We start from the raw sequence: 25,344 nt of genomic DNA on the forward strand, positions 1-25,344 counted from the left end.
TGACGCGAATGTTTCGACCGTGTTACGCCATCGGCCACTCGGTAGAATCGACCGGTGCCAGAACCCGCCCCCGCCTCCGGTGAGATCCAGCCCAGCCGCTATCCGGGGGAGCGCCTCGGACTGCCCGAGGAGGGGCACGGCTCCGTCGGCCGCGTCGGCCGCCGGATCGCAGCGCTGTTCGCGGACTGGGCCATCGCGAACGTGATCGCCCTGCTCGCGGGTCCGTACGCGTCGCCTGCGCAGTCCTGGACGACCCTCGGCGTCTTCGCGCTCATGCAGGTGCTGTTCATCCCGACCATCGGCGGCAGCATCGGCCACCGACTGCTCGGCATGCGCGTCGTCCCCGTGCGCGGCGGATGGGTCGGCCCCTGGCGCCCCGTGGTCCGGACGCTGCTGCTCGTCATCGTCGTGCCGGCGCTCGTGTGGGACTCCGACCAGCGCGGCTTCCACGACAAGGTCGCGGGCACCGTCCTCATCCGGGCCTGACACGACCGCGGCATCCGCTCGTGGTGAACGGATGCCGCGGGGAGTCGGTCGCGAGAGCGCGGGTCAGCGCATCTTGCCGCGCTGCGGGCGCACGCGCATGGGGTCGATGCCCTTCGGGATGGGCAGCGGCGCCTGGAGCGAGTTCAGGCGGTTCGTCACCGCCAGCACCTCGGGCTTCGTGAGCGCGCGCTTGGTCTTGCGCAGCGTCGCCGGGAGGCGGTGCAGTTCGACGGAGCCCTCCTCGTGGCCGACCGAGAGGGTCGTCACGGGCACGTTCGGGAGCACGCGCGTCACCTTGCGCTTCTCGTCCTCGAGCATGCGCTCCGTGCGCGATCGCGGGCCCTCGCTGATGAGCACGACGCCGCCGCGGCCGACCGCGCGGTAGACCGCATCCTGCGTCTTGCCGTTGACGGCGACGGGCATCTCGTTGCCGACCCATCCGCCGCGCAGGCCGCTGCGCAGCACCGCTCCGACCGCGCCGGGCTGGCCGTCGATCTGCGAGTACGCCGCGCGCTCGGCACGTCGGCCCAGGATCACGAGCGCCACGAGCAGGCCCGCGAGCACGCCCGCGATGATCCACAGCGCGATGGTGAACCCGTTGCCCTCGCTGAGCCAGAGCGCGAGCCCGAGGCCCACGAGCACGGGAAGCAGGAAGCCGAGGAGCATGAGCCACTGGGCGCTCGAGTCGTAGCGGCGGGTCATCTGGAAGACCTGCCACATCTGCTTCATGCGGCCGGGCTCCTTCGGGGGCTTGGGGGCGGACCCGGCGTCCTTGGTTCGTGCCATGCGACAAGGATACCGGCGGCGGGGGTGCCGTCCGACCGCGATGGGACGGTCGGACGGCACGCCTCCCGCACATCAGCCGACGGCCTGCGCGAACCCGAGCGACGCGTCGGCGAGGTGGGCGAGCTCGGGCGGCAGTTCGCGCCCCTTCGCGTGCATCGACTGCGCCCAGAGCCGGCCGGCGCGGTACGAGGAGCGCACGAGCGGGCCGGCGAGCACGCCGAGGAATCCGATCTCCTCGGCCTCGGCCTTGAGCTCCACGAATTCCTCGGGGCGCACCCACCGGGCGACCGGGAGGTGCCGCGGGCTCGGGCGCAGGTACTGCGTGATCGTGATGATGTCGGTGCCCGCGTCGTGCAGGTCGCGGAGCGCCTGCGAGATCTCCTCGCGCTCCTCGCCCATGCCGAGGATCAGGTTCGACTTGGTGATCAGTCCGGCGTCGCGCCCCTGCGTGATGACGTCGAGCGAACGCTCGTATCGGAACGCAGGGCGGATGCGCTTGAAGATCCGCGGGACCGTCTCGACGTTGTGCGCGAACACCTCCGGCTCCGCCGAGAAGACCTCGCCCAGCAGGTCGGGCTTACCCGAGAAGTCGGGGACGAGGATCTCGACACCCGTGCCGGGGGACTGCGCGTGGATCTGCCGGATCGTCTCGGCGTAGAGCCACGCGCCCTCGTCGGGCAGGTCGTCGCGGGCGACGCCGGTGACCGTCGAGTAGCGCAGCTGCATGCGCACCACCGACTCGGCGACCCGGCGCGGTTCGTCGGCGTCGTAGTCGGCGGGCTTGCCCGTGTCGATCTGGCAGAAGTCGCATCGCCGCGTGCACTGCGACCCGCCGATGAGGAACGTCGCCTCGCGGTCCTCCCAGCACTCGTAGATGTTCGGGCAGCCGGCCTCCTGGCAGACGGTGTGCAGCTCCTCGGACTTCACGAGCTGTTGGAGCTGGCGGTACTCCGGCCCCATCCTGGCGCGGGTCTTGATCCACTCGGGCTTGCGCTCGATGGGGGTCTGGGCGTTGCGGACCTCGAGGCGCAGCATGCGCCGGCCGCCGGGCTCGGCACTCACGCGGCGACGCCCTCGGCCGTCGCGAACTCCGCGTCCAGGCGCGATCGCACGGCGTCGACGACGTCGGCGGGCGCCACCGTCCGGCCGAGCTCGCGCGAGATGGTCGTGATCCCGGCGTCGCGGATGCCGCAGGCGACGATCTTCTCGTACGGCGCGAGCGAGTTCGAGCAGTTCAGGGCGAATCCGTGCATGGTCACGCCCTCGGCGACGCGGATGCCGATCGCGGCGATCTTCTCCTCGACGCCGTCGCGGACGATCCACACCCCGGAGCGGCCCTCGACGCGTCGACCGTCGATGCCGAGCCCGGCGAGCACGTCGATGAGGACGCCCTCGAGCCGGCGGACGTAGCCGACCACGTCGATCGGCTCCGCCAGCCGCAGGATCGGATAGCCCACGAGCTGGCCCGGACCGTGCCAGGTGATCTTGCCGCCGCGATCGACGTCGACGACGGGCGTGCCGTCGGTCGGTCGTTCGTCGGGGGCGGTTCGCTTGCCGGCGGTGTACACCGGTTCGTGTTCGAGGAGGATGACGGTGTCCGGCCGCTGACCGGAGACCACCGTCTGATGGACGGCGCGCTGGAGGGAGAGGCCCTCGTCGTACGGCACGGAGTTGGCGCTTAGCCCCGTGACGACATAGTCGAGCATGGGCTCCAGTCTAGGTCGCGAGTCGTCCTCCCCACGCCGGCACGGCAGCGGATGCTCCACGGTGCGGGCCGCGCGGCCCCTGACGCGCCCCGCCGGCGGCAGGCTTGCGCGCATGGCACGATTCCGCTCTCGATCCGCGACGACGCCCCTCGCTCCGGGCGACGAGGCGGAACCGGCCGTGGCCGGGCCGGGCGCCGACGCCGCACTGGTGGGCTATCGCCTCATCCGGCGACTCGCCGCCGGGGAGCGCGCCGACGTCCACCTCGCAGCGGTGGAGGGCGATCCGGATGTCGCGTCGCCCGACTCGGCCGAGTCCGCGGGGCGACTCGTCGTCATGCGCGTCTACGGCCCGGGCGCCGATGATGCGTCGATCACCACCGAGATCGAGGCCATGGAGCACGACGGCTCGGGCGCGACGCCGGCGCTGCTCGATCTCGCGACGCTCCCCGACGGTCGCGCCTGCCTGGTGGTCGAGCGGATCACGGGTCCGTCGCTGCGCGGCCTGCTCGCGGCGGGCGACCTGCTCGCCGGTCAGGCCGTGACGGCGCTCGCGCCCATCGTGGTCGCGGTCCGGGAGCTCGGCGACCGGGGCCTCGTGCACACGCGGCTCTCCGCGGGCGACATCCTCCTCGATGAGGCCGGCCGACCGCGGCTGATCGGCCTCGGCGCCCTCGCACGACTCGACGAGTCGACCGTGCCGGGGGAGCGGGCGGCCCTCCTCCGGCACGGGCATCTCGCCCTGCTGCGCCTGGTCGAGGAGGTCGTGTCGGCCACGCGCGACGCGCGCGTGTTCGACCCTGCGTTGCGCACGATCCGGACGGCCGTCGAGACACGCCCGTTCGCCCGGACCGAGACGGAGCTCGAGCGCGCGCTGTTCGCCGCTGCGGAGCCCCTGCCGCTTCCTCGCGCGCCGAGCGACCCGCCGACGCGGGGCCTGCCGTCGAGGCTCGGTCCGATCGGGCGCACTCCCGTCGCCGACGCCGTCGCACCCGACGAGGGCGCGGCGCGGCCCGATGGCGCGCGCCGCCGGCACGCTGCGTTGGGACGACTCGCCGAGTTGGCGCAGCTGCCGGGCGGTCTCGTGGGCGAACTCGCCGCCTCGCTCGATCACGACCCGCGGGCAGCGCTCGCGCGTGGTGTCGCGGACTGGGCGCGTCGTCGGCGCGGCGTGTTGCTGGTCGGCGGCCTGGTCGGGGCGGGCGCACTCGTCGCCGTGCTCACGGCGGTTCCGCCCTCCGCCGCCGATGCGCCGAGCGCCGCCACGGCGACGCCGGCACCCGTCGCCGTGGCCGACGCGCCCGCCGACGACCCTCTCGATGCCTCCGGGGGCGATGCCGCGCAACCGGGGCCCGAGTCGGACGGGGGCGGCACCGCCGTCTCCGACGATCCCGTGGCCGCGGCCGCCGCGCTGCTGGAGATCCGCACGAGCTGCCTCGCGTCGGGCGACGCGGCATGCCTCGCCGCGGTCGACCAGCCGGGCTCGCCGATCGACGCCCGAGATCGGGCGGCCATCGCGGCGGGCACGCCCGGCGAGGGCCGCGCCGCCGATCTCGACGCGATCACGCTCGTCGCCGACCTCGGCGACGCGGTCGTGCTCGCCGTTCCCGACCTCGCCGGAGAACGCGAACCGGCCTCGCTCCTGATGATGCGGAGCGAGGCCGGTTGGCGATTGCGCGAGTGGTTCGACTAGATGCCGAGGTCGCCCTCGAAGTCGCCCTCCTCGAGGCGCGCCTTGACGGCCGTGAGGAAGCGCGCCGCGTCGGCGCCGTCGATGATGCGGTGGTCGTACGACAGGGCGAGGTACACCATGGAGCGGATCGCGATCGCGTCGGAGCCGTCCTCCGAGATCACGACGGGGCGCTTCACGACCACACCGGTGCCGAGGATCGCCGTCTGCGGAAGGAACACCACCGGGGTGTCGAACAGCGCGCCGCGCGAACCGGTGTTGGTCAGCGTGAACGTGCCGCCCGCGAGCTCGTCGGGCTTCAGCTGGTTGTTGCGCGTGCGCTCGGCGAGGTCGGCGATCTGCGCGGCGAGGCCGGCGATGTCGAGCTCGCCCGCGTCGCGCACGACCGGCGTGAGCAGGCCGCGCTCGGTGTCGACGGCGATGCTGAGGTTCTCGCGCTCGGGGTAGACGATCGACTCGCCGTCCACCGTCGAGTTGATGATCGGGTACGCCCGGAGCGCCTCGACGGCGGCCAGCGCGAAGAACGGCAGGAAGGAGAGCTTGGTGCCCGTCTTCTCCTGGAACGCGCCCTTGACGCGGTCGCGCAGGCGCGCCACGCGGGTCACATCGACCTCGACGACCGAGGTGAGCTGCGCCGTGGACTGCATCGAGACGACCGCGCGCTCGGCGACGACCTTGCGCAGGCGCGTCATCGGCTGGGTCGTGCCGCGCAGCGGCGAGGTCTCGAGCGGCTGGCGCACCGGCTTCGCCTCCGCGGCGGGCGCCGCGGCAGCCGTTCCGGCCGTCAGCACATCCTGCTTGCGGATGCGACCGCCCACGCCCGTGCCCTGCACCGAGGCCAGGTCGACGCCCTGCTCGTTCGCGAGCTTGCGCACGATCGGGGTCACGTAGCCCGAGCCGCCGGCGTGCGCCCCGGTCGCCTGCGGGGCGGGCGCGGCCTGCGGGGCGGGCGCGGCCTGCGGGGCGGGCGCGGCCTGCGGGGCGGGCGCGGCAGCAGGAGCAGCCTGCGGTGCGGGAGCGGGAGCCTGCGGAGCCGGAGCGGCCTGCGGAGCAGGAGCCTGCGGAGCCGGAGCCGGAGCCGGTGCGGCCTGCGGGACCGGGGCGGGCTGCGCCGGCGCGGCCGGCGGCGCCGGGGGAGCGAACTGCGGCTGCTCGGCCTGCGGTGCCGGGGCGGCGGGCGCCTCTGCCGCGGGGGCCGGGGACTCGTATCCGCCGGCCGCCGGAGCGGTCTCGGGCTGCTCGGCGGGAGTCGGCGCGGGCGCCTCGGCCTCGGCCGCCTGCGCGGGAGCCGCCTCGGCGGGCGCGGCGCCGCCGCCCGAGCCGTCGCCGATCGTCACGAGCGGGGTGCCGACCTCGACGGTCTCGTCCTCCTGGACGAGGATCGCCTCGATGACTCCGGCCACCGGGGACGGGATCTCGGTGTCGACCTTGTCGGTCGAGACCTCGAGCAGCGGCTCGTCGACCTCGACACGGTCGCCCACGTTCTTCAGCCAGCGGGTGACCGTGCCCTCCGTGACACTCTCGCCGAGTGCCGGGAGGCTGACGGATTCGCTCATGCGCTTGTCTCCTTCACAGCGTTGACGCGTTCTAGCTTATTGCAGTCGTGTTCCGGCGGACCGGGCTCACAGGACGTGGAGCGGCTTGCCCGCCAGCTTCAGGAACGCCTCGCCGAGCGCCTCGTTCTGGGTCGGGTGCGCGTGGATCAGCGGGGCGATGTCCTCGGGGTACGCCTCCCAGTTGACGGCCAGCTGCGCCTCGCCGATGAGCTCGCCGACGCGCGCGCCCACCATGTGCACGCCGACGACGGGGCCGTCGTTCACGCGGACCACCTTGACGATGCCGCTGGTCTCCAGGATGTGGCTCTTGCCGTTGCCGGCCAGGTTGTACTCGTAGGCAGAGACCTTGTCGGGGCCGAACTTCTCGGCCGCCTTGGCCTCGCTGTAGCCGATCGACGCGACCTCGGGCTCGCAGTACGTGACCTTGGGGATGTTCACGTCCTCGACGATGATCGGGTTCAGGCCCGCGATCTCCTCGGCGACGAAGATGCCCTGCTGGAACCCGCGGTGCGCGAGCTGCAGGCCGGGGACGATGTCGCCCACCGCGTAGACGCCGGGCACGCTGGTCTGGAGCCGCTCGTTCGTGATGACGTAGCCGCGGTCGACCGTGACGCCGACCTCCTCGTACCCGAGGCCCTGGGTCACGGGCCCGCGGCCGACGGCGACGAGCAGCAGCTCGGCCTCGACCGTGTCCCCGTTCTCGAGCGTGACGACGACGCCGTCGTCGTGCTGGGTCACGCCCTGGAAGCGCACGCCGAGCTTGTACTCGATGCCGCGCTTGCGGAAGGCGCGCTCGAGGTGCTTCGAGATCGTCTCCTCCTCGTTCGGCACGAGGTGGGGGAGCGCCTCGATGATCGTGACATCGGCGCCGAACGACTTCCACACGCTCGCGAACTCGACACCGATCACGCCGCCGCCGAGGATCGCGACCTTCTGCGGGACGAAGTCGAGCTCGAGGGCCTGCTCGCTCGTGATGACCCGGCCGGCGATCTCGAGGCCGGGCAGCGAGCGCGAGTACGAGCCCGTGGCGAGCACGACGTTCGTGCCGACCAGGCGCTGGTCGCCGACCTGCACCGTGTTCGCGGCGACGAGACGGCCCTCGCCCTCGACGAGGGTGATGCCCCGCGCCTTCACGAGGCCCTGCAGGCCCTTGAACTTGCTCGCGACGATGCTCTCGCGGTACTTCGTCACCGCGGGCACGTCGATGCCCTCGAAGCTCGAGCGGACTCCGAACCTCGCCGACTCCCGGGAGTTGTCGGCCACCTCGGCGGCGTGCAGCAGCGCCTTGGTGGGGATGCATCCGCGGTGCAGGCACGTGCCGCCGAGCTTGTCCTTCTCGACGAGAGCCACGCTGAGGCCGAGCTGGACGGCACGCAGCGCCGCCGCGTACCCTCCGCTGCCGCCTCCGAGGATGACGAGGTCAAAGTTCTGCTCGGACAAACGGAATCTCCCTTGCGCATCGGATCAGCGGCGCGAACAGCCCCGGCTCGTGGCCGGAGAGGCCCCGGGCGACGATCGCCCCAGACGACCTTACTACCTGGCGGAGAGCTGCTCGCCCAGCCCGATGAGCGTGCGCACGGCCGCCCCGGTGGCGCCCGTTCCGGTGAATCCCCACGGCGACGCGGTGTTGAACGAGGGCCCCGCGATGTCGAGGTGCGCCCACGGGATCCGCGCGGCGTCGTCGCCGTCGCGGCGGCCCACGAAGTGCTGGAGGAACACGCCCGCGAGCAGCATCCCGGGCACCACGGTGCCGAGCTTCGTGTTCGCCAGGTCCGCGACATCCGACTTGAGCAGGCTCGCGAGGTCGTCGGGCAGCGGCATCGGCCACACGGCCTCGCCCGCGGCGTCCGCCGCACGCCGGACCTCGGCGACGAGGTCCTCCTCGCCCATGAGCCCGGCGATGCGGTTGCCGAGCGCGACGACCTGCGCACCCGTGAGCGTCGCGACGTCCACGATCGCATCGGGCTGCTCCTCGCTCGCGGCGGCGAGCGCGTCGGCCATGACCAGGCGTCCCTCGGCGTCGGTGTTGAGCACCTCGACGGTCGTGCCGCCCTTCATCCGGAGCACGTCGTTCGGCCGCACGGCGTGCCCCGAGGGCATGTTCTCGGCGAGGCACAGCCACCCGGTGACGCGCACGGGCACGTGCAGCTCCGCGAGCGCGACGATCGCGGAGAGCACCGCGGCGGCGCCGGCCATGTCGGACTTCATGCCGACCATCGAGGCGCCGGGCTTCAGCGAGAGCCCGCCCGAGTCGAAGGTGATGCCCTTGCCCACGAGCGCGAGGTGCACGGATGCCTCGGCCGGGGCGTACTCGAGGCGCACGAGCCGCGGCGGGCGCGACGAACCCGATCCCACCGACAGGATCCCCGTGAAACCCTCGGCGGCGAGGGCGTGCTCGTCGAGCACGCGGACGGACACGCCCGCCGCGGAGGCGGCCTCGGCGGCCAGCTCGGCGAGCACCGAGGGGGGCAGGTCGTTCGGCGCGGTGTTCACGAGGTCCTTCGTACGCGCGACGGCCGCGACGACGGCGCGGACGCGGCCGAGTCCGACCTCGTCGGCGCCGAGGTCGGTGTGCAGCGCGATGCGCTCGGGACCGGCCGGGCCCTGGCGGTACTCCGTGAAGGTGTAGGCGCCGAGCGCGGCGCCCTCGAGCAGCGCTGCGGCGTGCCGGGCATCGGCCGCGGGGATCGCGATCGCGACGGCGGTCGAGGTCGCGAGTGCGCGCACCGCCGCACCGGCGGCCTGGCGGAGCGCCGACTCGTCCGGACGATCACCGACGCCGGCCACGAGCACGACGCCGGCGCGCTCGCCCGGCGCGACGAGGCGCGTCACCTCGTCGGGCGCGCCCTTGGCGCCGAGCGCCGTCAGCGCGGCCGCGGCCCAGTCGAATCCGTCCGGCGCGAGCAGTTCGGGGCCGTCGCCGGTTCGGCGCGCACCGATGACGATGGCGTCGGCGTCGGAGTCGATGGCGGGGGAGTCGGTGAGCTCGAGCGAGGGAACGGACATGCGTTCGATGGTAGGTGTTCGCTCACGGCATGATCGGCTCGGCTCGGGCCCGGGGGCGGCCCGCCGGGCCGTCAGTACCCTTGAGGTATGCGCGATCCCCGCTCCCTGTACGAGCTCAACGTCGACGTCGTGGTGCCGCCGGGCCTGCCGCTCGTGGCCGGCCTCACGGGCTTCGCCGACGCCGGAGGTGCAGTCGCGCAGACCACCGCGTACCTCCTCGCGACGCTCGAGAGCACGGTCGTGGCCACGTTCGACGCCGACGAACTGCTCGACTACCGCGCCCGCCGGCCGATCATCATGTTCGAGGAGGACCACCTCACCGACTACCGCCCGCCGCGGCTCTCGCTCGACCTCGCGAGCGACGAGCTCGGCCAGCCCTTCCTGCTGCTCACCGGGTTCGAGCCCGACTTCCAGTGGGAGCGGTTCGGAGCCGCGGTGCTCGGCCTCATCGAGCGGTTCGAGGTGGGCTCCACGACCTGGATCAACTCGATCCCCATGCCGGTGCCGCACACGCGCCCGATCGGCGTGACCGTCAGCGGCAACCGCACCGACCTCATCGAGGCGATGTCGGTGTGGAAGCCGACCACGCAGGTGCCGGCCAACGCCCTGCACCTGGTCGAGTACCGGCTGCAGGAGCTGGGGCATCCGACGACCGGCTTCGTGCTGCTCGTCCCGCACTACCTCTCCGACGCGGAATGGCCCTCGGCCGCCGTCGCCGCCCTCGAGGCCGTCAGCGCCTCGACGGGCCGGATCTTCCCGACCGACGCGCTGCGCGAGCAGGGGCGCGAGTTCACCGCCCGGATCGACGGGCAGGTCGCCGAGAACGGCGAACTGGCCAAGCTGGTGCACGCGCTGGAGGAGCGGCACGACGCGTACATGGAGGGCACCACCCTGCGTTCGCCGCTCACCGACGAGGACGGCGAGCTCCCCTCCGCCGACGAGATCGCCGCGGAACTGGAGAAGTTCCTGGCGCACCGGCGCAACCGCGACGACGAGGCCTGAGCCCTCGCCGCGCCCGCTCCGGCGGGAATGCGGCATCCGCCTGACTCGTTGTACCTGGCATGGGCGCGACGCGTCCCGGATCCGGCGGTGTCGCGGACCGGTCGACGCACGCAGCCCTGTATAATAGGGGGAAGGACCCGTTCTGGTCCGCTGTGCGGTGGCTGCCGCACTCCATGCGGACTTGACATGGGTCCTCATCGTGTCCGAAATCACCGGGTCGCGACGCAGATCTCCGCGGGCCGGGCTTCGGCACGGCCGCGCGACGGTGAGGAAGAGGTTCAAACGCATGGCAACCAAGGCCACCAAGGCCACCGCGGCGGCGACCGACGAGTCGGCCGAGACCGCCGGCACGTCCGGCGCGCGCGCCGCGGCATCCAAGACCAAGACCGCGGCCAAGGCCGCGCCGAAGGCCAAGCGCACCACGACGGCGTCCACGACGCCGCGCGCGAAGACCGCCAAGGCCGGAGCCAAGGCGAAGGGCGCCGCCGACGGCGACGCCTCCCTCGAGGACGACGAGGAGATCGAGCCGGTCGACCTCGAGGCCGAGGAGGCCGACACGGCCGAGGCCGTCGAGGAGCCCGCCGAGGCCGGCGGCGCCGACGAGGCCGCGTCCGACGAGGAGGAGGACGAGGCCAAGCCGATCCCCGTCGAGCCGCACCCGACCGGCGCGCTCGTGCTCCGCGCGTCCGACGACGAGGACGAGATCCCCGTCTACTCGTCGACGATCACCGGGGCCACCGCCGATCCGGTCAAGGACTACCTGAAGCAGATCGGCAAGGTCGCCCTGCTGAACGCGGCCGAAGAGGTCGAGCTCGCGATGCGCATCGAGGCGGGCCTCTTCGCCGAGGAGAAGCTCTCCCACATGAGCGAGGCCGAGAAGAAGTCCCAGCTCGGCCGCGAGCTCCAGTGGGTCGCGCGCGACGGGCAGCGGGCCAAGAGCCACCTGCTCGGCGCGAACCTGCGCCTCGTGGTCTCGCTCGCCAAGCGCTACACGGGTCGCGGCATGCAGTTCCTCGACCTGATCCAGGAGGGCAACCTGGGCCTGATCCGTGCGGTCGAGAAGTTCGACTACACCAAGGGCTTCAAGTTCTCGACGTACGCCACGTGGTGGATCCGCCAGGCGATCACGCGTGCCATGGCCGACCAGGCCCGCACCATCCGCATCCCCGTCCACATGGTCGAGGTCATCAACAAGCTCGCCCGCGTGCAGCGGCAGATGCTCCAGGACCTGGGCCGCGAGCCCACGCCGGAAGAGCTGTCGAAGGAACTCGACATGACCCCCGAGAAGGTCATCGAGGTCCAGAAGTACGGCCGTGAGCCCATCTCGCTGCACACGCCCCTCGGCGAGGATGGCGACAGCGAGTTCGGCGACCTCATCGAGGACACCGAGGCGGTCGTCCCGGCCGACGCGGTCGGCTTCACGATGCTGCAGAAGCAGCTCGAGTCGCTGCTCGACTCGCTCAGCGAGCGCGAGGCCGGCGTCATCCGCATGCGCTTCGGCCTCGGCGACGGCATGCCGAAGACGCTCGACCAGATCGGCGACACGTTCGGGGTCACGCGCGAGCGCATCCGCCAGATCGAGTCGAAGACGATGGCCAAGCTCCGCCACCCGTCCCGCTCGCAGTCGCTCCGCGACTACCTCGAGTAGGCCGGCGGTGCGCTACGCGCCGGCGATCCTCGTCGGCAGACTCACCCGATTCGCCGCCCGGCTGCGCAAGCCCGGCGGCGGATCGGCTGTTCCCGGCCTCGTCGTCAACCGGATCGCACCCGGGTACCTGAAGCGCACCCTGTCGGGGTTCCCGCAGGGGCTCGTCGCGGTCTCGGGATCGAGCGGCAAGTCGACCACGACGAAGATGCTGGTCGCGATCCTGCGCGCGCACGGCGTCGACGTGTTCACCAACCCCTCGACCGCGAACATCAGCCAGGGGCTGACGTCGGCCCTGCTCGAGCGCGCCGACTGGCGCGGCCGCGTGCCCGGCGACATGGCGGTGTTCGAGATGGACGAGGGCCACGGCGCACTGGTGATGCAGGGCGTCGATGCCCGAGTCGTGACGCTCACGAACGTCATGGTCGACCAGATCGACCGCTTCCACGACTCCGAGATGGTCGCCGGCATGCTCGCGAAGATCGCCTCGCGCGCGCACGAGGCCGTCGTGGTGAACGCCGACGACGGCTACCTCGAACGACTCGCGGCCGGCCTGCGGCCCGAGGTGCGCGTCCACCGGTTCGGCGTCTCCGAGACCGTGCTCGGCGCCGCCCCACGCGGACTCGGGCACGCCGAGACCAGCCCGCGGCGACTCGAGCCGGCCGACGGCACCGTCGTGGCGTCCGTCGACGGGGCGTCCGCCGTACTCGCCGACCGCGGTGCATCCGTGCCGATCGGCCTGCCGGCCCGCGGCACGCACTACGCGGTCGACGCGGCCGCCGCCTACGCGACCGCCGCCGCCGTGCTGGGCGAGCGCTTCTCGTCCGACACCGCGGCCGCCGCGCTCAGCGCCATCCCCGCGGTGTTCGGGCGCGGCGAGCGCGTGCGCGTGCGCGGGCAGGAGGTCGACTTCGTCCTCGTGCAGAACCCGGCGAGCTACCAGCTCAACGTCGACAGCATCGCGCCGGGGACGGAGCAGATCCTGTTCGCGATCGGCTCCGACGTGCGCGACCCCTCGTACTTCTGGCCGACCGACGCGTCCTCGCTCGGTCGGGTCTCGATCGTGAGCGGGTCGAAGGCCAACGAGGCCGCGCTCATGCTGGCGTACGACGGCGTCGCGATCGACCGGGTCGAGCCCGACCTCGCGCGCGCGATCGACGACTTCCTCGCGACGCCGGCACCGACCTCCGGCGTGAAGACCATCGTCTTCTCGGCCGATTCCATGCGCCGCACGCGCGCGCACCTCGGACTCACGGGAGCGGAATGACCCTCACGATCGTCTCGCTGCTGCCGTCCCTGCAGAACACCAACGGCGACGCCGAGAACGCGGCGGTGCTCGCCGCGCGTGCCCGCTGGGCCGGCCTCGACGTGCGCGTGGTCCCCGTCGAGCGCGCCGACGAGCTTCCCGCGCGCGTCGACGCGGTCGTGCTGGGTTCCGGCAGCGACGCCTCGCTCCCAGCGGCCCGCGAGCGCCTCCTCGAGCTCCTCGACGAGCTGCGCCGCTGGGGCACCGAGGGCGTGCCGATCCTCGCGGTGGGCACGGGATGGGAGCTGCTGAGCTGGGGCATCGAGCGCGCCGACGGCAGCACGATCGAGGGCCTGGGCATCGTCGCCGGGCGCGCGGTCGCGCGCGACGGGCGGGTCGCCGGCGACCTCGTCGTCCGCGCGGGGGGAGGGCTCGGCGTGCTCGTCGGGTTCGAGAACCACGCGCGCGACTACGTCGGCGCCGAGGGTTCGCCCCTCGGGCGGGTGCAGGCCGGCTCGGGCAACGGACGCGGCGCCGGCCAGGAGGGCCTGCGCATGGGCGACGTCATCGGCACCCACCTGCATGGACCGGTGCTCGCGAAGAACCCGCGCCTGGCCGATGCGATCCTCGAGCGGATGTGCGCGCGTGCCGGGCTGGACTACGTTCCGGGTAAGCAGGCCGCCGTGGTCGACGGATACGCGGAGGCCGCACGCGCGGCCCAGCTGCGCGCGGCGGGCGTCGCGACCGCCGCTCCGGCCTGACGCCGGTCGCGACGGCGCCGGGTCGGCACCGCCCCGCAGACGACGAACGCCCCGGATTCCTCCGGGGCGTTCGCGCGGTCCTGGACGCGCTCAGTCGCGCGTGTCGGTGAGGAGACGGCTCGACTCGTCGTGCCAGCTGTGCGCGATCTGCGAGAGCTTCTCCTCGTGCTTGCGCCCGTGGTGCGCGCAGAAGAGCAGCTCGCCGCTGGCCACGACGACGCGGATGTACGCCTGCGCGCCGCAGGCATCGCACCGGTCGAGCGCCGTGAGCTCGTGCGGGGTGTCGAGTTCGTCGACCGCACCGGTGGTGTCGGTGAACTGGGTCATGGCGCCTCCTCCGTAGCTCACGATCCGTTTCCTTCGTGTATCAATCAAAACACGCCGACCGGTCCGTTCCTTCCGTGCGACTGCGCATTTCGCTCAGCGCGAAGCGCCTGACCGGCGATGACCGAGGGCATCAGTAGGCTTGTGCGACGTGAGCTCCGACTATTCCGCCCGCCATCTCTCCGTGCTCGAGGGCCTCGAGGCCGTGCGCAAGCGGCCCGGCATGTACATCGGATCGACGGACTCGCGCGGCCTCATGCACTGCCTCTGGGAGATCATCGACAACTCGGTCGACGAGGCGCTCGGCGGCCACGGCAGCGAGATCGAGGTCGTGCTGCACGCCGACGGCAGCGTCGAGGTGCGCGACCGGGCCCGCGGCATCCCGGTCGACGTCGAGCCCAAGACCGGGCTCACGGGCGTCGAGGTCGTCTTCACGAAGCTGCACGCGGGCGGCAAGTTCGGCTCGGGCTCGTACACCGCCTCCGGCGGCCTGCACGGCGTCGGCGCGTCCGTCGTGAACGCCCTCTCCGAGCGGCTCGACGTCGAGGTCGACCGCGACGGCGCCACGTGGGCCATGTCGTTCCACCGCGGCGAGCCCGGCATCTTCGCCGACAACGGGGTCGTGTCGCCGGCGTCCCGGTTCCGCCCGTTCGAGCAGTCGAGCGAGCTGCGCAAGGTCGGGCGTGTCGCCAAGGCCGTCACGGGCACCCGCGTGCGCTACTGGGCCGATCCCCAGATCTTCACGAAGGGCGCGACCTTCCAGCTCGACGACCTGCTGAGCCGCGCGCGCCAGACGGCCTTCCTCGTGCCCGGCCTGGCGATCTCGGTGGTCGACGAGCGGGGCGACGAGCCCGAGACCCACCGCTTCCAGTTCGACGGCGGGATCTCCGAGTTCGCCGAGCACATGTCGGTCGACGGCCCTGTGACCGACGTCTGGCGCCTCACGGGCGACGGCCGGTTCACCGAGACGGTGCCGGTGCTCAACGAGCACGGGGCGATGATCCCGACCGACGTCGAACGGCACTGCCATGTCGACATCGCGCTGCGCTGGGGCACCGGCTACGACACCGTGATGCGCAGCTTCGTCAACATCATCGCCACGCCGAAGGGCGGCACGCACCAGGCGGGCTTCGAGCAGGGGCTGCTGAAGTTCCTGCGCCAGCAGGTCGAGCAGAACGCCCGCCGCCTGAAGGTGGGCAACGACAAGCTCGAGAAGGACGACGTGCTCGCCGGGCTCACCGCCGTGCTCACCGTGCGCCTTCCCGAGCCGCAGTTCGAGGGCCAGACGAAGGAGGTGCTCGGCACCCCCGCGGTGCGTTCGATCGTGGCCTCCGTCGTGCAGAAGGCCCTGGGTGAGCGGTTCGCGTCGACCAAGCGCGACGACAAGGCGCAGACCTCGCTCCTGCTCGACAAGATCGTCTCCGAGATGAAGGCGCGCATCTCGGCGCGCACGCACAAGGAGACCCAGCGGCGCAAGAACGCCCTCGAGACCTCGTCGCTGCCCGCCAAGCTCGTCGACTGCCGGTCGAGCGACGTGGCGCAGAGCGAGCTGTTCATCGTCGAGGGCGACTCCGCTCTCGGCACCGCCAAGCTCGCGCGCGACAGCGAGCACCAGGCCCTCCTGCCGATCCGGGGCAAGATCCTCAACGTGCAGAAGGCCACGATCGCCGACATGCTGAGCAACGCCGAGTGCGCGTCGATCATCCAGGTGATCGGCGCCGGTTCCGGCCGCACGTTCGACCTGTCGGCGGCGCGGTACGGCAAGGTCATCATCATGAGCGACGCCGACGTCGACGGCGCGCACATCCGCACGCTGCTGCTCACGCTCTTCTTCCGCTACATGCGCCCGATGATCGAGGATGGCCGCGTCTTCGCGGCCGTGCCGCCGCTGCACCGGGTGGTCGTGATGAACCCGGGCTCGAAGCCGAACGACGTGATCTACACGTACTCCGAGGCCGAGCTCACGGGCGTGCTCGCGACGCTCCGCAAGCAGGGCAAGCGCTACCAGGACCCGATCCAGCGCTACAAGGGACTTGGCGAGATGGATGCCGACCAGCTGGCCACCACGACCATGGACCGCCGGCACCGCACGCTGCGTCGGGTCGGCGTGGCTGATGCCGAGAACGCCGGCCGTGTGTTCGAGCTGCTCATGGGCAATGAGGTCGCGCCGCGCAAGGAGTTCATCGTCGACAGCGCGGCCGCACTCACGCGCGACCGCATCGACGCCTGAGTCGCCGCGCTCGGCTCAGGCCCCGACTCACGCCGCCGACGGGGCGATGTTCTGGTTGAGGTGGAAGACGTTGCCGGGGTCGTAGCGGTCCTTCACCGACCGGAGCCGGGCGAGCTTCTCCTCGCTGTACGCCCGGCGGAGCCCTGCCGCGCCGTCGTCGCCGAGCACGTTGACGTACGCGCCGCTCGCGAAGCGCTCCATCGCGCCCGCGTAGCGGCGAGCGGCCGCCATGCGAGCCTCGTCGTCGGCGGGGTCGTCCCATCGCGAGGCGGCGACGAACTCGAACGCCGTGTCGCGCCGTGAGAACGCCGTGGCGTCATCGGGCACGTCGGCGATCGCTCCGCCGTACGCCTGGAGGCTGACGTTCGGCAGGTCGTCGGCGTCGCGCGCGAGGATCGCGTCGATGACCTCGTCGCGCAGCGTCGCGAAGTAGTGCCCCTTCCAGTAGCGGCGCCAGGCGTGGCCCTCGACGTCATCCTCGCGGGTCTGCAGCTCGAGGTACGACAGCGGCTCGACGAGCCGTTCCAAGGGCACCGCGGCGCCCCTGAGCAGCGCCTCGAGCGCATCGGCTGCAGCGGCACCGTCGGCGCGGTCGCCGACCCAGACGAAGCCGAGCGAGACGGTCCGCTCGTCGATCGTGGCGTTCCACGTCGCCCGCCGGTCGGCCGCGCCGGCTGCGTCGCGCCAGATCCGCATCGCGTGGGCGGCCGATGAGGCGGGGACGCGGAACTCGACGGACAGCGCCTCGCCGGGCTCGGCGTGCAGGGCGAACTCGAACTCGGTGACCACGCCGAAGTTGCCGCCGCCGCCGCGAAGCGCCCAGTCCAGGTCGGGATGCGAGTTCCGATCCACCCGAAGGGTCTCGCCGTCGGCCGTGACCACCTCGAACGAGACGACGTTGTCGCAGGCGAGCCCATGCTGCCGGGCGAGCCAGCCCATCCCTCCACCGAGGGTGAGGCCTCCGACGCCGGTGTGCGACACGTTGCCGGCCGTCGTCGCGAGCCCGTGCCGCTGTGCGGCCGAATCGAGCGCACCCAGCAGCGCGCCGCCCTGAACCCGGGCGCGCCTCGCCGCGCGGTCCACGCGCACGGCGCCCATGGGCCGGAGGTCGAGCATGACACCGTCCTCGGGCACGGCGTGGCCCACGATGCCGTGACCGCCGCACCGGACGCCGATCTCGAGGCCGTGCGCGGTCGCGAACGAGACGGCCGCGGCGACATCCGCCGTGCTCGTGCAGGACGCCACGTACCGCGGGCGGCGGTCGACCATCGCGTTCCACACCGTCCGCGCCTCGTCGTACCCGGGATCGCCGGGTTCGAGCACGCGGCCGTCGATCGCGCCCTGCAGGGTCTGCGGCATCCTGGATCACCTCGTCGGGCCGGTGTGCATGACGCGACCCGGGTCGAGTGCGGTCCGGGTCGCCCTGACACGACCGAATATGCCGATCGGACGGCGGATCGTCAAGCGTCGAACGACGCGCGGCACGATGGTCCGGACGACGGGCGAAGCGCCGGATGCCGGCGCGAGCGCTCAGCGGATGGGACGACCGACGGCCTGCACGACCGCCTCGAGCACCTGTCCGGACCCGTCGCGCCGGCCGCCGCCCTCGGGCAGCGGCCGAACCGTGCCGTCGGACGCGAGCCCGTGCGCGGGACCGGGACCGACCCACGCGAGCGACAGCGCATCCTGGCCCTTCAGGAAGCGGTGCGCCCGCACGCCGCCGGTCGCACGGCCCTTGCCCGGATACTCCGCGAAGTCGGACACCTTCGCCGCGCCCGGGTCGGCGCCGAGGAGCGTGTCGGTCGAGGCGGCGATCGTCACGACGACCGCGCGCTCGACGTCGGCCCGGGCCAGCACCGAGAACTCGATCGCCTTCGCACCCGTCGCGAGCTTGATGCCCGCCATGCCGCCCGCTGCGCAGCCCTGCGGGCGCACCGACGACGCGGGGAAGTGCAGCAGCTGCGCGTCGCTCGTGACGAACACGAGCTCGTCGTCGTCGCCGCCCTGCGCGGCGCCGACGACGCGGTCGCCGGGCTTCAGCGCGATGACCTCGAAGTCGGGACGGTTGGGGTAGCCGCCCGGGGCGACGCGCTTGACGACGCCCTGCTCGGTGCCCAGCACGATCGGCTGCGACGAGTCGAGCGAGACGACCGCGAGCACGCGCTCGTCGCGGTCGGCGAGCGCGAGGTAGTCGGCGACGCGCACGCCGGCGGCGAGCTGCACGGAGTTCGCGGGCAGCACGGGCAGGTCGAGCGGGGAGAACCGGACGAGCCGGCCCTTGGACGTGATGGCGCCGATCTCGGTGCGGCTCGTGGTCGCGAGCTCGGAACGGACCGCGTCGTGCTTCGAGCGGCGGCTCGGGGGAGTGATCGCCACGGTCGTCTCGCCGTCGGGCGCGTCGACGCGCGCGATCCGGCCGGTCGAGCTCAGGATCACGCGGCACGGCACGTCGGCGTGTTCGAGCGTCGCCGGATCGACGGCCTTGCGCGTCTTGGGCAGCACGCGCGCCTCGGTGAGCATGGTGCGCCGCGGCGTGCCGTAGAGGTCGGCCGCGCGGTCGAGCTCCTCGGCGACCTGCGAACGGATGCGCGCATCGCTGCCGAGCAGCTCCTCGAGCGCGGCGATCTCGGCGAGGAGCTGGTCGCGTTCGGACTCGAGCTCGATCCGGGAGAACTTCGTGAGTCGCCGCAGGCGCAGCTCGAGGATGTACTCGGACTGCAGCTGGCTGAGGTCGAAGACCTCCATGAGGCGCGTGCGCGCGGCATCCGCATCGTCGCTCGACCGGATCACCTGGATGACCTCGTCGATGTCGAGGATCGCGATGAGCAGGCCCTCGACGAGGTGCAGCCGTTCGCGGCGGCGCGCGAGCCGGAACTCGGATCGCCGCGTGACGACGCGGATGCGGTGCGCGAGGTAGACGTCGAGCAGTTCGCGCAGCCCGAGCGTCTGCGGCTGGCCGTCGACGAGTGCGACGTTGTTGATGTTGAAGGAGTCTTCGAGCGGGGTGAGCCGGTACAGCTGCTCGAGCACCGCCTGGGGGTTGAAGCCGGTCTTCACGCCGATCACGAGCCGCAGGCCCCGCGTGCGGTCGGTCAGGTCGGTCACATCGGCGATGCCGGTGATCTTCTTGGCGTTGACGCCGTCCTTGATCTTCTCGATGACCTTCTCGGGGCCGACGAGGTAGGGAAGCTCGGTGACGACGAGCCCGCTCTTGCGCGGCGTGAGCTGCTCGATCGAGACCTTCGCGCGGGTCTTGAACGAGCCGCGGCCCGTCGCGTACGCGTCGCGCACGCCCGCGAGGCCGACGATCGTGCCGCCCGACGGGAAGTCGGGGCCCGGCACGAACTCCATGAGCTCGTCGAGCGTGGCCTCGGGGTGCTGGAGCAGGTGCCGCGCCGCGGCGACCACCTCGACGAGGTTGTGCGGCGCCATGTTGGTGGCCATGCCGACGGCGATGCCGCTCGCGCCGTTGACGAGCAGGTTCGGGATGGCGGCCGGCAGCACTTCGGGCTGCTGGTGGGAGTTGTCGTAGTTCGGGATGAAGTCGACGACATCCTCGTCGAGGCCCTCGGTCATGGACGTGGCCGGGGGCGCCATGCGCGCCTCGGTGTACCGGGCCGCGGCCGGGCCGTCGTCGAGCGAGCCGAAGTTGCCGTGGCCGTCGACGAGCGGCACGCGCAGCGTGAACGGCTGCGCGAGCCGGACGAGTGCGTCGTAGATCGCCGCGTCGCCGTGGGGGTGCAGCTTGCCCATGACCTCGCCGACGACGCGCGCCGACTTCACGTGACCGCGATCGGGCCGCAGGCCCATGTCGCTCATCATGTAGAGGATGCGGCGCTGGACGGGCTTCAGCCCGTCGCGCGCGTCGGGGAGCGCCCGCGAGTAGATGACCGAGTACGCGTACTCGAGGAACGACCCCTGCATCTCCTCGGCGACGTCGACGTCGTCGATGCGTTCGGCGATCTGGGAGGTGCTGGACTCGTTCGTGCCTGGGGTCATTCGTCGTCTCTGGGCAGGGCGTGTCGGGCACGCATGGGGGAGCGGGGAGCGCGACCCGCCTGTGTCAGACTGGGCGCGATGCCTGCCATGCTACCGGTGCCCGCCGACGGCGCCCCGAGGCTCACCGGGGTGCTCGGCTCCGCGCTCGGCTCCCTCCACGGCAGGCCCAATCCGCTCGACCTGCCGCGCGCGGAGTCCGCCGTGGTCGTGCTCGTCGACGGCCTCGGCGCCGCCAACCTCCGCGGCCGGGCCGGGCACGCGCGCTTCCTCGCGGCTCGGATGTCCAAGCGCGACGTGATCCGCACGGTGTTCCCCTCGACGACGGCCGCCGCGATCGCGAGCTTCGCCACGGGCCTGATGCCAGGCGTGCACGGGCTCATGGGCTTCCGTGTGCCCGATCGGGCGAACGACCGCGTGGTCAACCAGCTCAGCGGCTGGGACGACCGGATGGTGCCCGAGCAGTGGCAGCGCCATCCGACCGTCTTCGACCGCGCCGTCGAGACCGGCGTGCGGGCGGTCGCGATCGGCGGCACGCGCTATGCGACCTCCGGCTTCACGCGTGCCGTGCTCCGCGGCGCCGAGTACCGGTCGGGCGCCAAGGTGCCCGACCGCTTCGCCGAGGCGCTGCGCGTCATCGGGGAGGGTCCCGCGCTCGTGTACGTCTACGTCTCCGAGCTCGACCAGATCGCGCACGCGCACGGCTGGGAGTCCGACCGGTGGATCGCCGCGCTCGAGGCGCTCGACGCCGAGGTCGCGGCATTCGAACGCCGGATGCCGCGGGGCACCGGCCTCCTCGTCACCGCCGACCACGGCGTGGTCGACGTGCCCGCGCACCGCCACGTGTTCATCGACGCCACGCCCGCCCTCGTCGAGGGCGTGCGCCACGTCGCGGGCGAGCCGCGCTGCCTCGGCCTCGTGCTCGAGCCCGACCTCTCCGACGCCGGCCGGGCGGCTCTGCTCGAGCGCTGGCGCGCGGCCGAGGGAGAGCGGGCGTGGGTGCTCTCGGCCGACGAGGCGATCGCGGCCGGCCTGTACGGCGAGCTGGATCCGGTCAACCGCGATCGCGTCGCCGACATCCTGGTCGCGGCGCGAGCCGGGATCGCCTACTACGACCGGCGGGAGGCCGATCGCCGCGGCGAGGAGATGATCGGCCAGCACGGATCGCTCACCGACGACGAGACGCGGATCCCGCTGGTGCGCGCCGGCGCGTACGCGCGCGGCTGACCGGCGCCCTGGCGGGCGCCGGAGCGTCATCCGTCGACGCCGGAGGTCAGGACGGGTACTGGCCGCGCTTGACCTGCGGCTTCGGCAGGCGCAGCGGACGCAGCTGCAACGCGCGCATCGCGGCGTACCAGCGGATGCGCTCGACCCGGTCGGCCCCGAACTTCGCCGCGAGCTTCCGCTTGAGCACGGTGCCGAGGATGATGACGTCGACGACCGAGACGAGGAAGAACGCCCAGAGTCCGAAGATGCCGATCGTCTGCACCTCGTAGCTCGGGATGAAGGTCAGCACGATCACCGCGAACATCACGGGGATGAGGACCTCGCCGATGCTGAAGCGCGCGTCGACGTAGTCGCGCACGTACTTCTTCTGCGGACCGCGGTCGCGGACCGGCAGGTACTTCTCCTCGCCCGCCGCGAGACCGAGGCGCGCACGCTCGCGCTGCTCGCTCGCCCTCGCGCGCGCCTGCCGCGCCGCCTCCTTGCGGTCGTCCGGCACGAGCGGTCGCTTGCGCGCGGCCTCCTGGGCGGCGCGGCTGGGAGTCGGGGCGCCCTTGCCGGCCTTGCCGGCGGCGGGCGTGTCGCCGTCGCCGGTCTGGGGCGCGGGCGTGTCGGTGCTGGGGTGCTTGGCCACGGGAGTCCTCGTCGATTCGGTTCGCCTTAAGATTACCCGCATGACCGAGACCCGAACCGACGTCCAGCCTGCCCGCGAGCCAGCCGGAGCCCACGCCGACGCCACGACGCTCGAGCAGCTCCGCGCGGCGGTCGAGGCGGGCTTCCCGTTGACGATCGCCGACCTCACCCGGCTCGTGCGGATCCCGTCGGTGTCGTGGGGTGCGTTCGACCACGAGCACGTCGCCACCAGCGCGGAGTCGGTCGCCGAGCTCGTGCGGGGCCTTGGCGTCTTCGACGAGGTGCACATCCGCCGGGCGCGCATCGGCGAGGGCGACGAGCTGGGCCAGCCGGCCGTGGTCGCCCGACGTGCTGCGCGCAACGGGCGCCCGACCGTGCTGCTCTACGCGCACCACGACGTGCAGCCGCCCGGCCGCGACGAGGACTGGGAGTCCGCCCCGTTCGAGCCCACCCTGCGCGGCGACCGGCTGTACGGCCGTGGGGCCGCCGACGACAAGGCGGGCGTCATGTCGCACGTCGCCGCCGTCCGGGCGCTCGTCGAGGTCGCCGGCGCCGACCTCGATCTCGGCATCGCACTGTTCATCGAGGGCGAGGAGGAGTTCGGATCGCGCTCGTTCGCGAACTTCCTGCGCGACCAGCGCGACCTGCTCGAGGCCGACGCGATCGTCGTCGCCGACTCGAACAACTGGGATGTCGACACCCCGGCCCTGACGGTCGCCCTGCGCGGCAACGTCACCTTCCGGCTCACGGTCACCACGCTCGACCACGCCTCCCACTCGGGCATGTTCGGCGGCGCCGTGCCCGACGCGATGCTCGCGACGGTGCGCCTGCTCGACACGCTCTGGGATGCCGACGGCGCCGTCGCGGTCGAGGGCCTGCGTTCGGCGGGGCTCACCACGCCCGAGTACGACGAGGCGCAGCTGCGCGCCGAGACCGGGCTGCTCGACGGCGTCGCGCCCATCGGGCGCGGCAGCATCCTCTCGCGCATCTGGGCGCAGCCCTCGATCACCGTCACCGGTGTCGACGCGCCGTCGGTGGCCAATGCCTCGAACACGCTCCTGCCGAGCGTGGCCGTGCGGCTGAGCGCTCGCATCGCGCCAGGGCAGGATGCCGCCGAGGCGTTCGAGGCGCTGCGCGATCACCTCGTCGCGCACGCGCCGTTCGGCGCGCGCATCGAGATCGATGACGTCGACACCGGCCAGCCGTTCCTGGTCGACACGTCGGGCTGGGCCGTCGCCGAGGCGAAGGCCGCGATGACCGAGGCCTGGGGGCGCGAGCCCGTCGACATCGGCGTGGGCGGCTCGATCCCGTTCATCGCCGAGCTCATCGAGGAGTTCCCCTCGGCGCAGATCCTGGTGACCGGCGTCGAGGATCCGGACTCCCGTGCCCACAGCCCGAACGAGTCGCTGCACCTCGGCGTGTTCCGCCGGGCGGTGCTCGCCGAGGCGGCGTTCCTGGCCCGCCTCGAGGCGCGCACGGGGGAGTGAGCAAGGGGGGTGCGGTGATGCGCCGCCCGGCCCGGCGGCCCCTGACGACACCGCCACCGCGCTCGTTCCGGGGGAACACCCGGTTCGCGCGGGTACAATCGAGTCATCCGTACTTCTTCGAGGAGTGACATGAGCGACACCATCACCGACACCGCCCACGGCGTGAAGCTGAGCGAGCCGGCCGCCGACAAGGTGCGCAGCCTCCTCGAGCAGGAGGGCCGCGACGACCTGCGCCTGCGCGTCGCCGTCCAGCCCGGGGGCTGCTCGGGCCTCATCTACCAGCTGTACTTCGACGAGCGCCTGCTCGACGGCGACGCCGTCGTCGACTTCTCCGGCGTCGAGGTCGTCGTCGACAAGATGAGCGTGCCCTACCTCGACGGCTCCACCATCGACTTCGAGGACACCATCCAGAAGCAGGGCTTCACGATCGACAACCCCAACGCGCAGGGCAGCTGCGCGTGCGGCGACTCGTTCCACTGACGCGTCCCGACCCGGAGAGGGAGACCGCAGACGCGGTCTCCCTCTCCGCATTTTCGGCGGATGGCGGGGCGTTTCCTCGCACATCCGCCTGAACGCGGGCCGTGTGTGCACGAGCCGGGGGCCGACTCGGAGTAGGCTAGGGCTGATCAATGCGCTTCGCTGAGAAGCGCCTTCGAATCTCCCGAAAGGTCACCGGTGCGCCACAATCGCCGTCTCCGATGGGCTGCAGTTCCGATCGCAGCGACGCTCAGCCTCGTCCTCGCCGGATGCACGCAGGCACAGCTGAACGGATTCCTCCCCGGGTTCGTCGAGGGCGAGCCGCCCGTGACCAACCACACCGAGCGCGTCTCGGGGCTCTGGGTCACGTCGTGGATCGTGCTGCTCATCGTCGGCGTGGTCACGTGGGGCCTCACGATCTGGGCGGTCATCGCGTACCGCCGGCGGAAGGGCCAGACGGGTCTGCCGGTCCAGCTGCGCTACAACATGCCGATCGAGGTGTTCTACACGATCGTGCCGCTCATCCTCATCCTGGGGTTCTTCGCGTTCACCGCGCGCGACCAGAACGCGATCGAGCAGCGCTTCGCCGAGGACCAGGTCGACGTCAAGATCGAGGCCATCGCCAAGCAGTGGGCGTGGGACTTCAACTACGTCGACGAGGATGTCTACTCCGCCGGGATCCAGGCGCAGCTCGAGACCGACGGCAGCGGTTCGGTCAAGCAGGAGGAGCTGCCCACGCTCGTGCTCCCGGTCGGTGCGAACGTCGAGATCGCGCTCGAGGCGCGCGACGTCATCCACTCGTTCTGGGTCGTCGACTTCCTCTACAAGAAGGACATGATCCCCGGCAAGACCAACTACATGTCCTTCGTCCCCGAGCGCGAGGGCACGTACGCCGGCAAATGCGCCGAGCTCTGCGGCGAGTACCACTCGCTGATGCTCTTCAACGTCGAGGTCGTCTCTCAGGCCGAGTACGACGACTACATCCAGTCGCTCCGCGACGCCGGCCAGGAGGGTCAGCTGTCGGCCGAGTACGACCGCAACCAGAACCTGCCCGGCACGGGCGCGCCCGAACTGAAAGAGGAAGAGTAAGCC

Annotated in this window: 21 protein-coding genes; 11 read left to right on the forward strand and 10 right to left on the reverse strand. The window is 72.1% G+C overall.

Annotated elements, in window-relative coordinates:
* The first annotated feature begins 54 nt into the window (after positions 1 to 54).
* Positions 55 to 486: an RDD family protein gene (locus JOD46_RS10920; RefSeq protein ID WP_204394183.1), complete on the forward strand. Its 432-nt coding sequence runs from the start codon at positions 55 to 57 to the stop codon at positions 484 to 486.
* Between the two features lie 63 nt (positions 487 to 549).
* Here JOD46_RS10920 and JOD46_RS10925 read toward each other — a convergent pair whose 3' ends face one another.
* The 3 genes from JOD46_RS10925 to lipB all read right to left on the reverse strand — a co-directional run bounded on the left by JOD46_RS10925 (position 550) and on the right by lipB (position 2,978).
* A complete protein-coding gene (locus tag JOD46_RS10925) occupies positions 550 to 1,272 on the reverse strand; it encodes a DUF4191 domain-containing protein (RefSeq protein WP_204394185.1) in 723 nt (240 codons plus the stop codon).
* A gap of 72 nt (positions 1,273 to 1,344) precedes the next feature.
* Positions 1,345 to 2,334: a lipoyl synthase gene (gene lipA / locus JOD46_RS10930; RefSeq protein ID WP_204394186.1), complete on the reverse strand. Its 990-nt coding sequence runs from the start codon at positions 2,332 to 2,334 to the stop codon at positions 1,345 to 1,347.
* Positions 2,331 to 2,978, reverse strand: coding sequence for a lipoyl(octanoyl) transferase LipB (gene lipB, locus JOD46_RS10935; RefSeq protein ID WP_204394188.1), 648 nt, complete (start codon positions 2,976 to 2,978; stop codon positions 2,331 to 2,333). The genes lipA and lipB overlap by 4 nt, the downstream gene beginning before the upstream one ends.
* A 112-nt stretch (positions 2,979 to 3,090) precedes the next feature.
* Between lipB and JOD46_RS10940 the strand changes: the two genes are divergently transcribed.
* The gene (locus JOD46_RS10940) at positions 3,091 to 4,668 is read left to right on the forward strand and encodes a hypothetical protein (RefSeq protein WP_204394190.1); all 1,578 of its coding nucleotides are present in this window, start codon (positions 3,091 to 3,093) and stop codon (positions 4,666 to 4,668) included.
* Here the strand turns inward: JOD46_RS10940 and sucB are convergent.
* The 3 genes from sucB to JOD46_RS10955 all read right to left on the reverse strand — a co-directional run bounded on the left by sucB (position 4,665) and on the right by JOD46_RS10955 (position 9,227).
* Positions 4,665 to 6,221: a 2-oxoglutarate dehydrogenase, E2 component, dihydrolipoamide succinyltransferase gene (sucB, locus tag JOD46_RS10945; RefSeq protein ID WP_204394192.1), complete on the reverse strand. Its 1,557-nt coding sequence runs from the start codon at positions 6,219 to 6,221 to the stop codon at positions 4,665 to 4,667. The two genes, JOD46_RS10940 and sucB, sit on opposite strands and share 4 nt — an antisense overlap.
* Before the next feature lie 66 nt (positions 6,222 to 6,287).
* Complete coding sequence (lpdA, locus tag JOD46_RS10950) at positions 6,288 to 7,661, reverse strand: dihydrolipoyl dehydrogenase (RefSeq protein WP_204394194.1); 1,374 nt, start codon at positions 7,659 to 7,661, stop codon at positions 6,288 to 6,290.
* A 93-nt stretch (positions 7,662 to 7,754) separates the two neighbouring features.
* Positions 7,755 to 9,227: a leucyl aminopeptidase gene (locus JOD46_RS10955; protein ID WP_204394196.1), complete on the reverse strand. Its 1,473-nt coding sequence runs from the start codon at positions 9,225 to 9,227 to the stop codon at positions 7,755 to 7,757.
* A gap of 87 nt (positions 9,228 to 9,314) precedes the next feature.
* Between JOD46_RS10955 and JOD46_RS10960 the strand changes: the two genes are divergently transcribed.
* From JOD46_RS10960 to JOD46_RS10975, 4 genes are all read left to right on the forward strand, one after another.
* Positions 9,315 to 10,229, forward strand: a complete 915-nt coding sequence (locus JOD46_RS10960; RefSeq protein WP_204394198.1) for a proteasome assembly chaperone family protein — start codon at positions 9,315 to 9,317, stop codon at positions 10,227 to 10,229.
* 286 nt (positions 10,230 to 10,515) lie between these two features.
* Complete coding sequence (locus JOD46_RS10965; protein ID WP_204394200.1) at positions 10,516 to 11,877, forward strand: RNA polymerase sigma factor; 1,362 nt, start codon at positions 10,516 to 10,518, stop codon at positions 11,875 to 11,877.
* A 7-nt stretch (positions 11,878 to 11,884) separates the two neighbouring features.
* Complete coding sequence (locus JOD46_RS10970; RefSeq protein WP_204394202.1) at positions 11,885 to 13,141, forward strand: Mur ligase family protein; 1,257 nt, start codon at positions 11,885 to 11,887, stop codon at positions 13,139 to 13,141.
* A complete protein-coding gene (locus JOD46_RS10975; RefSeq protein ID WP_204394204.1) occupies positions 13,138 to 13,881 on the forward strand; it encodes a type 1 glutamine amidotransferase in 744 nt (247 codons plus the stop codon). Before JOD46_RS10970 ends, JOD46_RS10975 begins: the two co-directional genes overlap by 4 nt.
* A gap of 90 nt (positions 13,882 to 13,971) precedes the next feature.
* Here the strand turns inward: JOD46_RS10975 and JOD46_RS10980 are convergent, their stop codons facing one another.
* Entirely contained in the window at positions 13,972 to 14,208 is a 237-nt protein-coding gene (locus tag JOD46_RS10980) for a DUF7455 domain-containing protein (RefSeq protein ID WP_204394206.1), read from the reverse strand.
* 148 nt (positions 14,209 to 14,356) lie between these two features.
* Here JOD46_RS10980 and JOD46_RS10985 point away from each other — a divergent pair, with 148 nt between their 5' ends.
* Positions 14,357 to 16,435 (forward strand): DNA gyrase/topoisomerase IV subunit B, encoded by a 2,079-nt coding sequence (locus tag JOD46_RS10985; RefSeq protein ID WP_204394208.1) that lies wholly within the window; start codon positions 14,357 to 14,359, stop codon positions 16,433 to 16,435.
* A 27-nt stretch (positions 16,436 to 16,462) separates the two neighbouring features.
* Here JOD46_RS10985 and JOD46_RS10990 read toward each other — a convergent pair whose 3' ends face one another.
* Positions 16,463 to 17,794, reverse strand: a complete 1,332-nt coding sequence (locus JOD46_RS10990) for an FAD-binding oxidoreductase (RefSeq protein ID WP_204394210.1) — start codon at positions 17,792 to 17,794, stop codon at positions 16,463 to 16,465.
* Between the two features lie 171 nt (positions 17,795 to 17,965).
* Entirely contained in the window at positions 17,966 to 20,434 is a 2,469-nt protein-coding gene (locus tag JOD46_RS10995) for a DNA gyrase/topoisomerase IV subunit A (RefSeq protein ID WP_204394211.1), read from the reverse strand.
* Positions 20,435 to 20,512: 78 nt separating this feature from the next.
* Here JOD46_RS10995 and JOD46_RS11000 point away from each other — a divergent pair, with 78 nt between their 5' ends.
* Entirely contained in the window at positions 20,513 to 21,658 is a 1,146-nt protein-coding gene (locus JOD46_RS11000; RefSeq protein WP_239562727.1) for an alkaline phosphatase family protein, read from the forward strand.
* 46 nt (positions 21,659 to 21,704) lie between these two features.
* Here JOD46_RS11000 and JOD46_RS11005 read toward each other — a convergent pair whose 3' ends face one another.
* Positions 21,705 to 22,289 (reverse strand): DUF3043 domain-containing protein, encoded by a 585-nt coding sequence (locus tag JOD46_RS11005; RefSeq protein WP_307835003.1) that lies wholly within the window; start codon positions 22,287 to 22,289, stop codon positions 21,705 to 21,707.
* Between the two features lie 40 nt (positions 22,290 to 22,329).
* Between JOD46_RS11005 and JOD46_RS11010 the strand changes: the two genes are divergently transcribed.
* The 3 genes from JOD46_RS11010 to ctaC all read left to right on the forward strand — a co-directional run bounded on the left by JOD46_RS11010 (position 22,330) and on the right by ctaC (position 25,341).
* Positions 22,330 to 23,775: a dipeptidase gene (locus JOD46_RS11010; protein WP_204394215.1), complete on the forward strand. Its 1,446-nt coding sequence runs from the start codon at positions 22,330 to 22,332 to the stop codon at positions 23,773 to 23,775.
* A gap of 129 nt (positions 23,776 to 23,904) precedes the next feature.
* Positions 23,905 to 24,255 carry an iron-sulfur cluster insertion protein ErpA gene (gene erpA, locus JOD46_RS11015; protein ID WP_204394217.1) on the forward strand — a complete coding sequence of 117 codons (351 nt, stop codon included), beginning with the start codon at positions 23,905 to 23,907 and terminating at the stop codon, positions 24,253 to 24,255.
* 195 nt (positions 24,256 to 24,450) lie between these two features.
* Positions 24,451 to 25,341, forward strand: a complete 891-nt coding sequence (gene ctaC / locus JOD46_RS11020) for an aa3-type cytochrome oxidase subunit II (RefSeq protein ID WP_204394219.1) — start codon at positions 24,451 to 24,453, stop codon at positions 25,339 to 25,341.
* Positions 25,342 to 25,344 lie beyond the last annotated feature (3 nt).

Source organism: Agromyces aurantiacus, from assembly GCF_016907355.1.
Lineage (GTDB): Bacteria > Actinomycetota > Actinomycetes > Actinomycetales > Microbacteriaceae > Agromyces > Agromyces aurantiacus.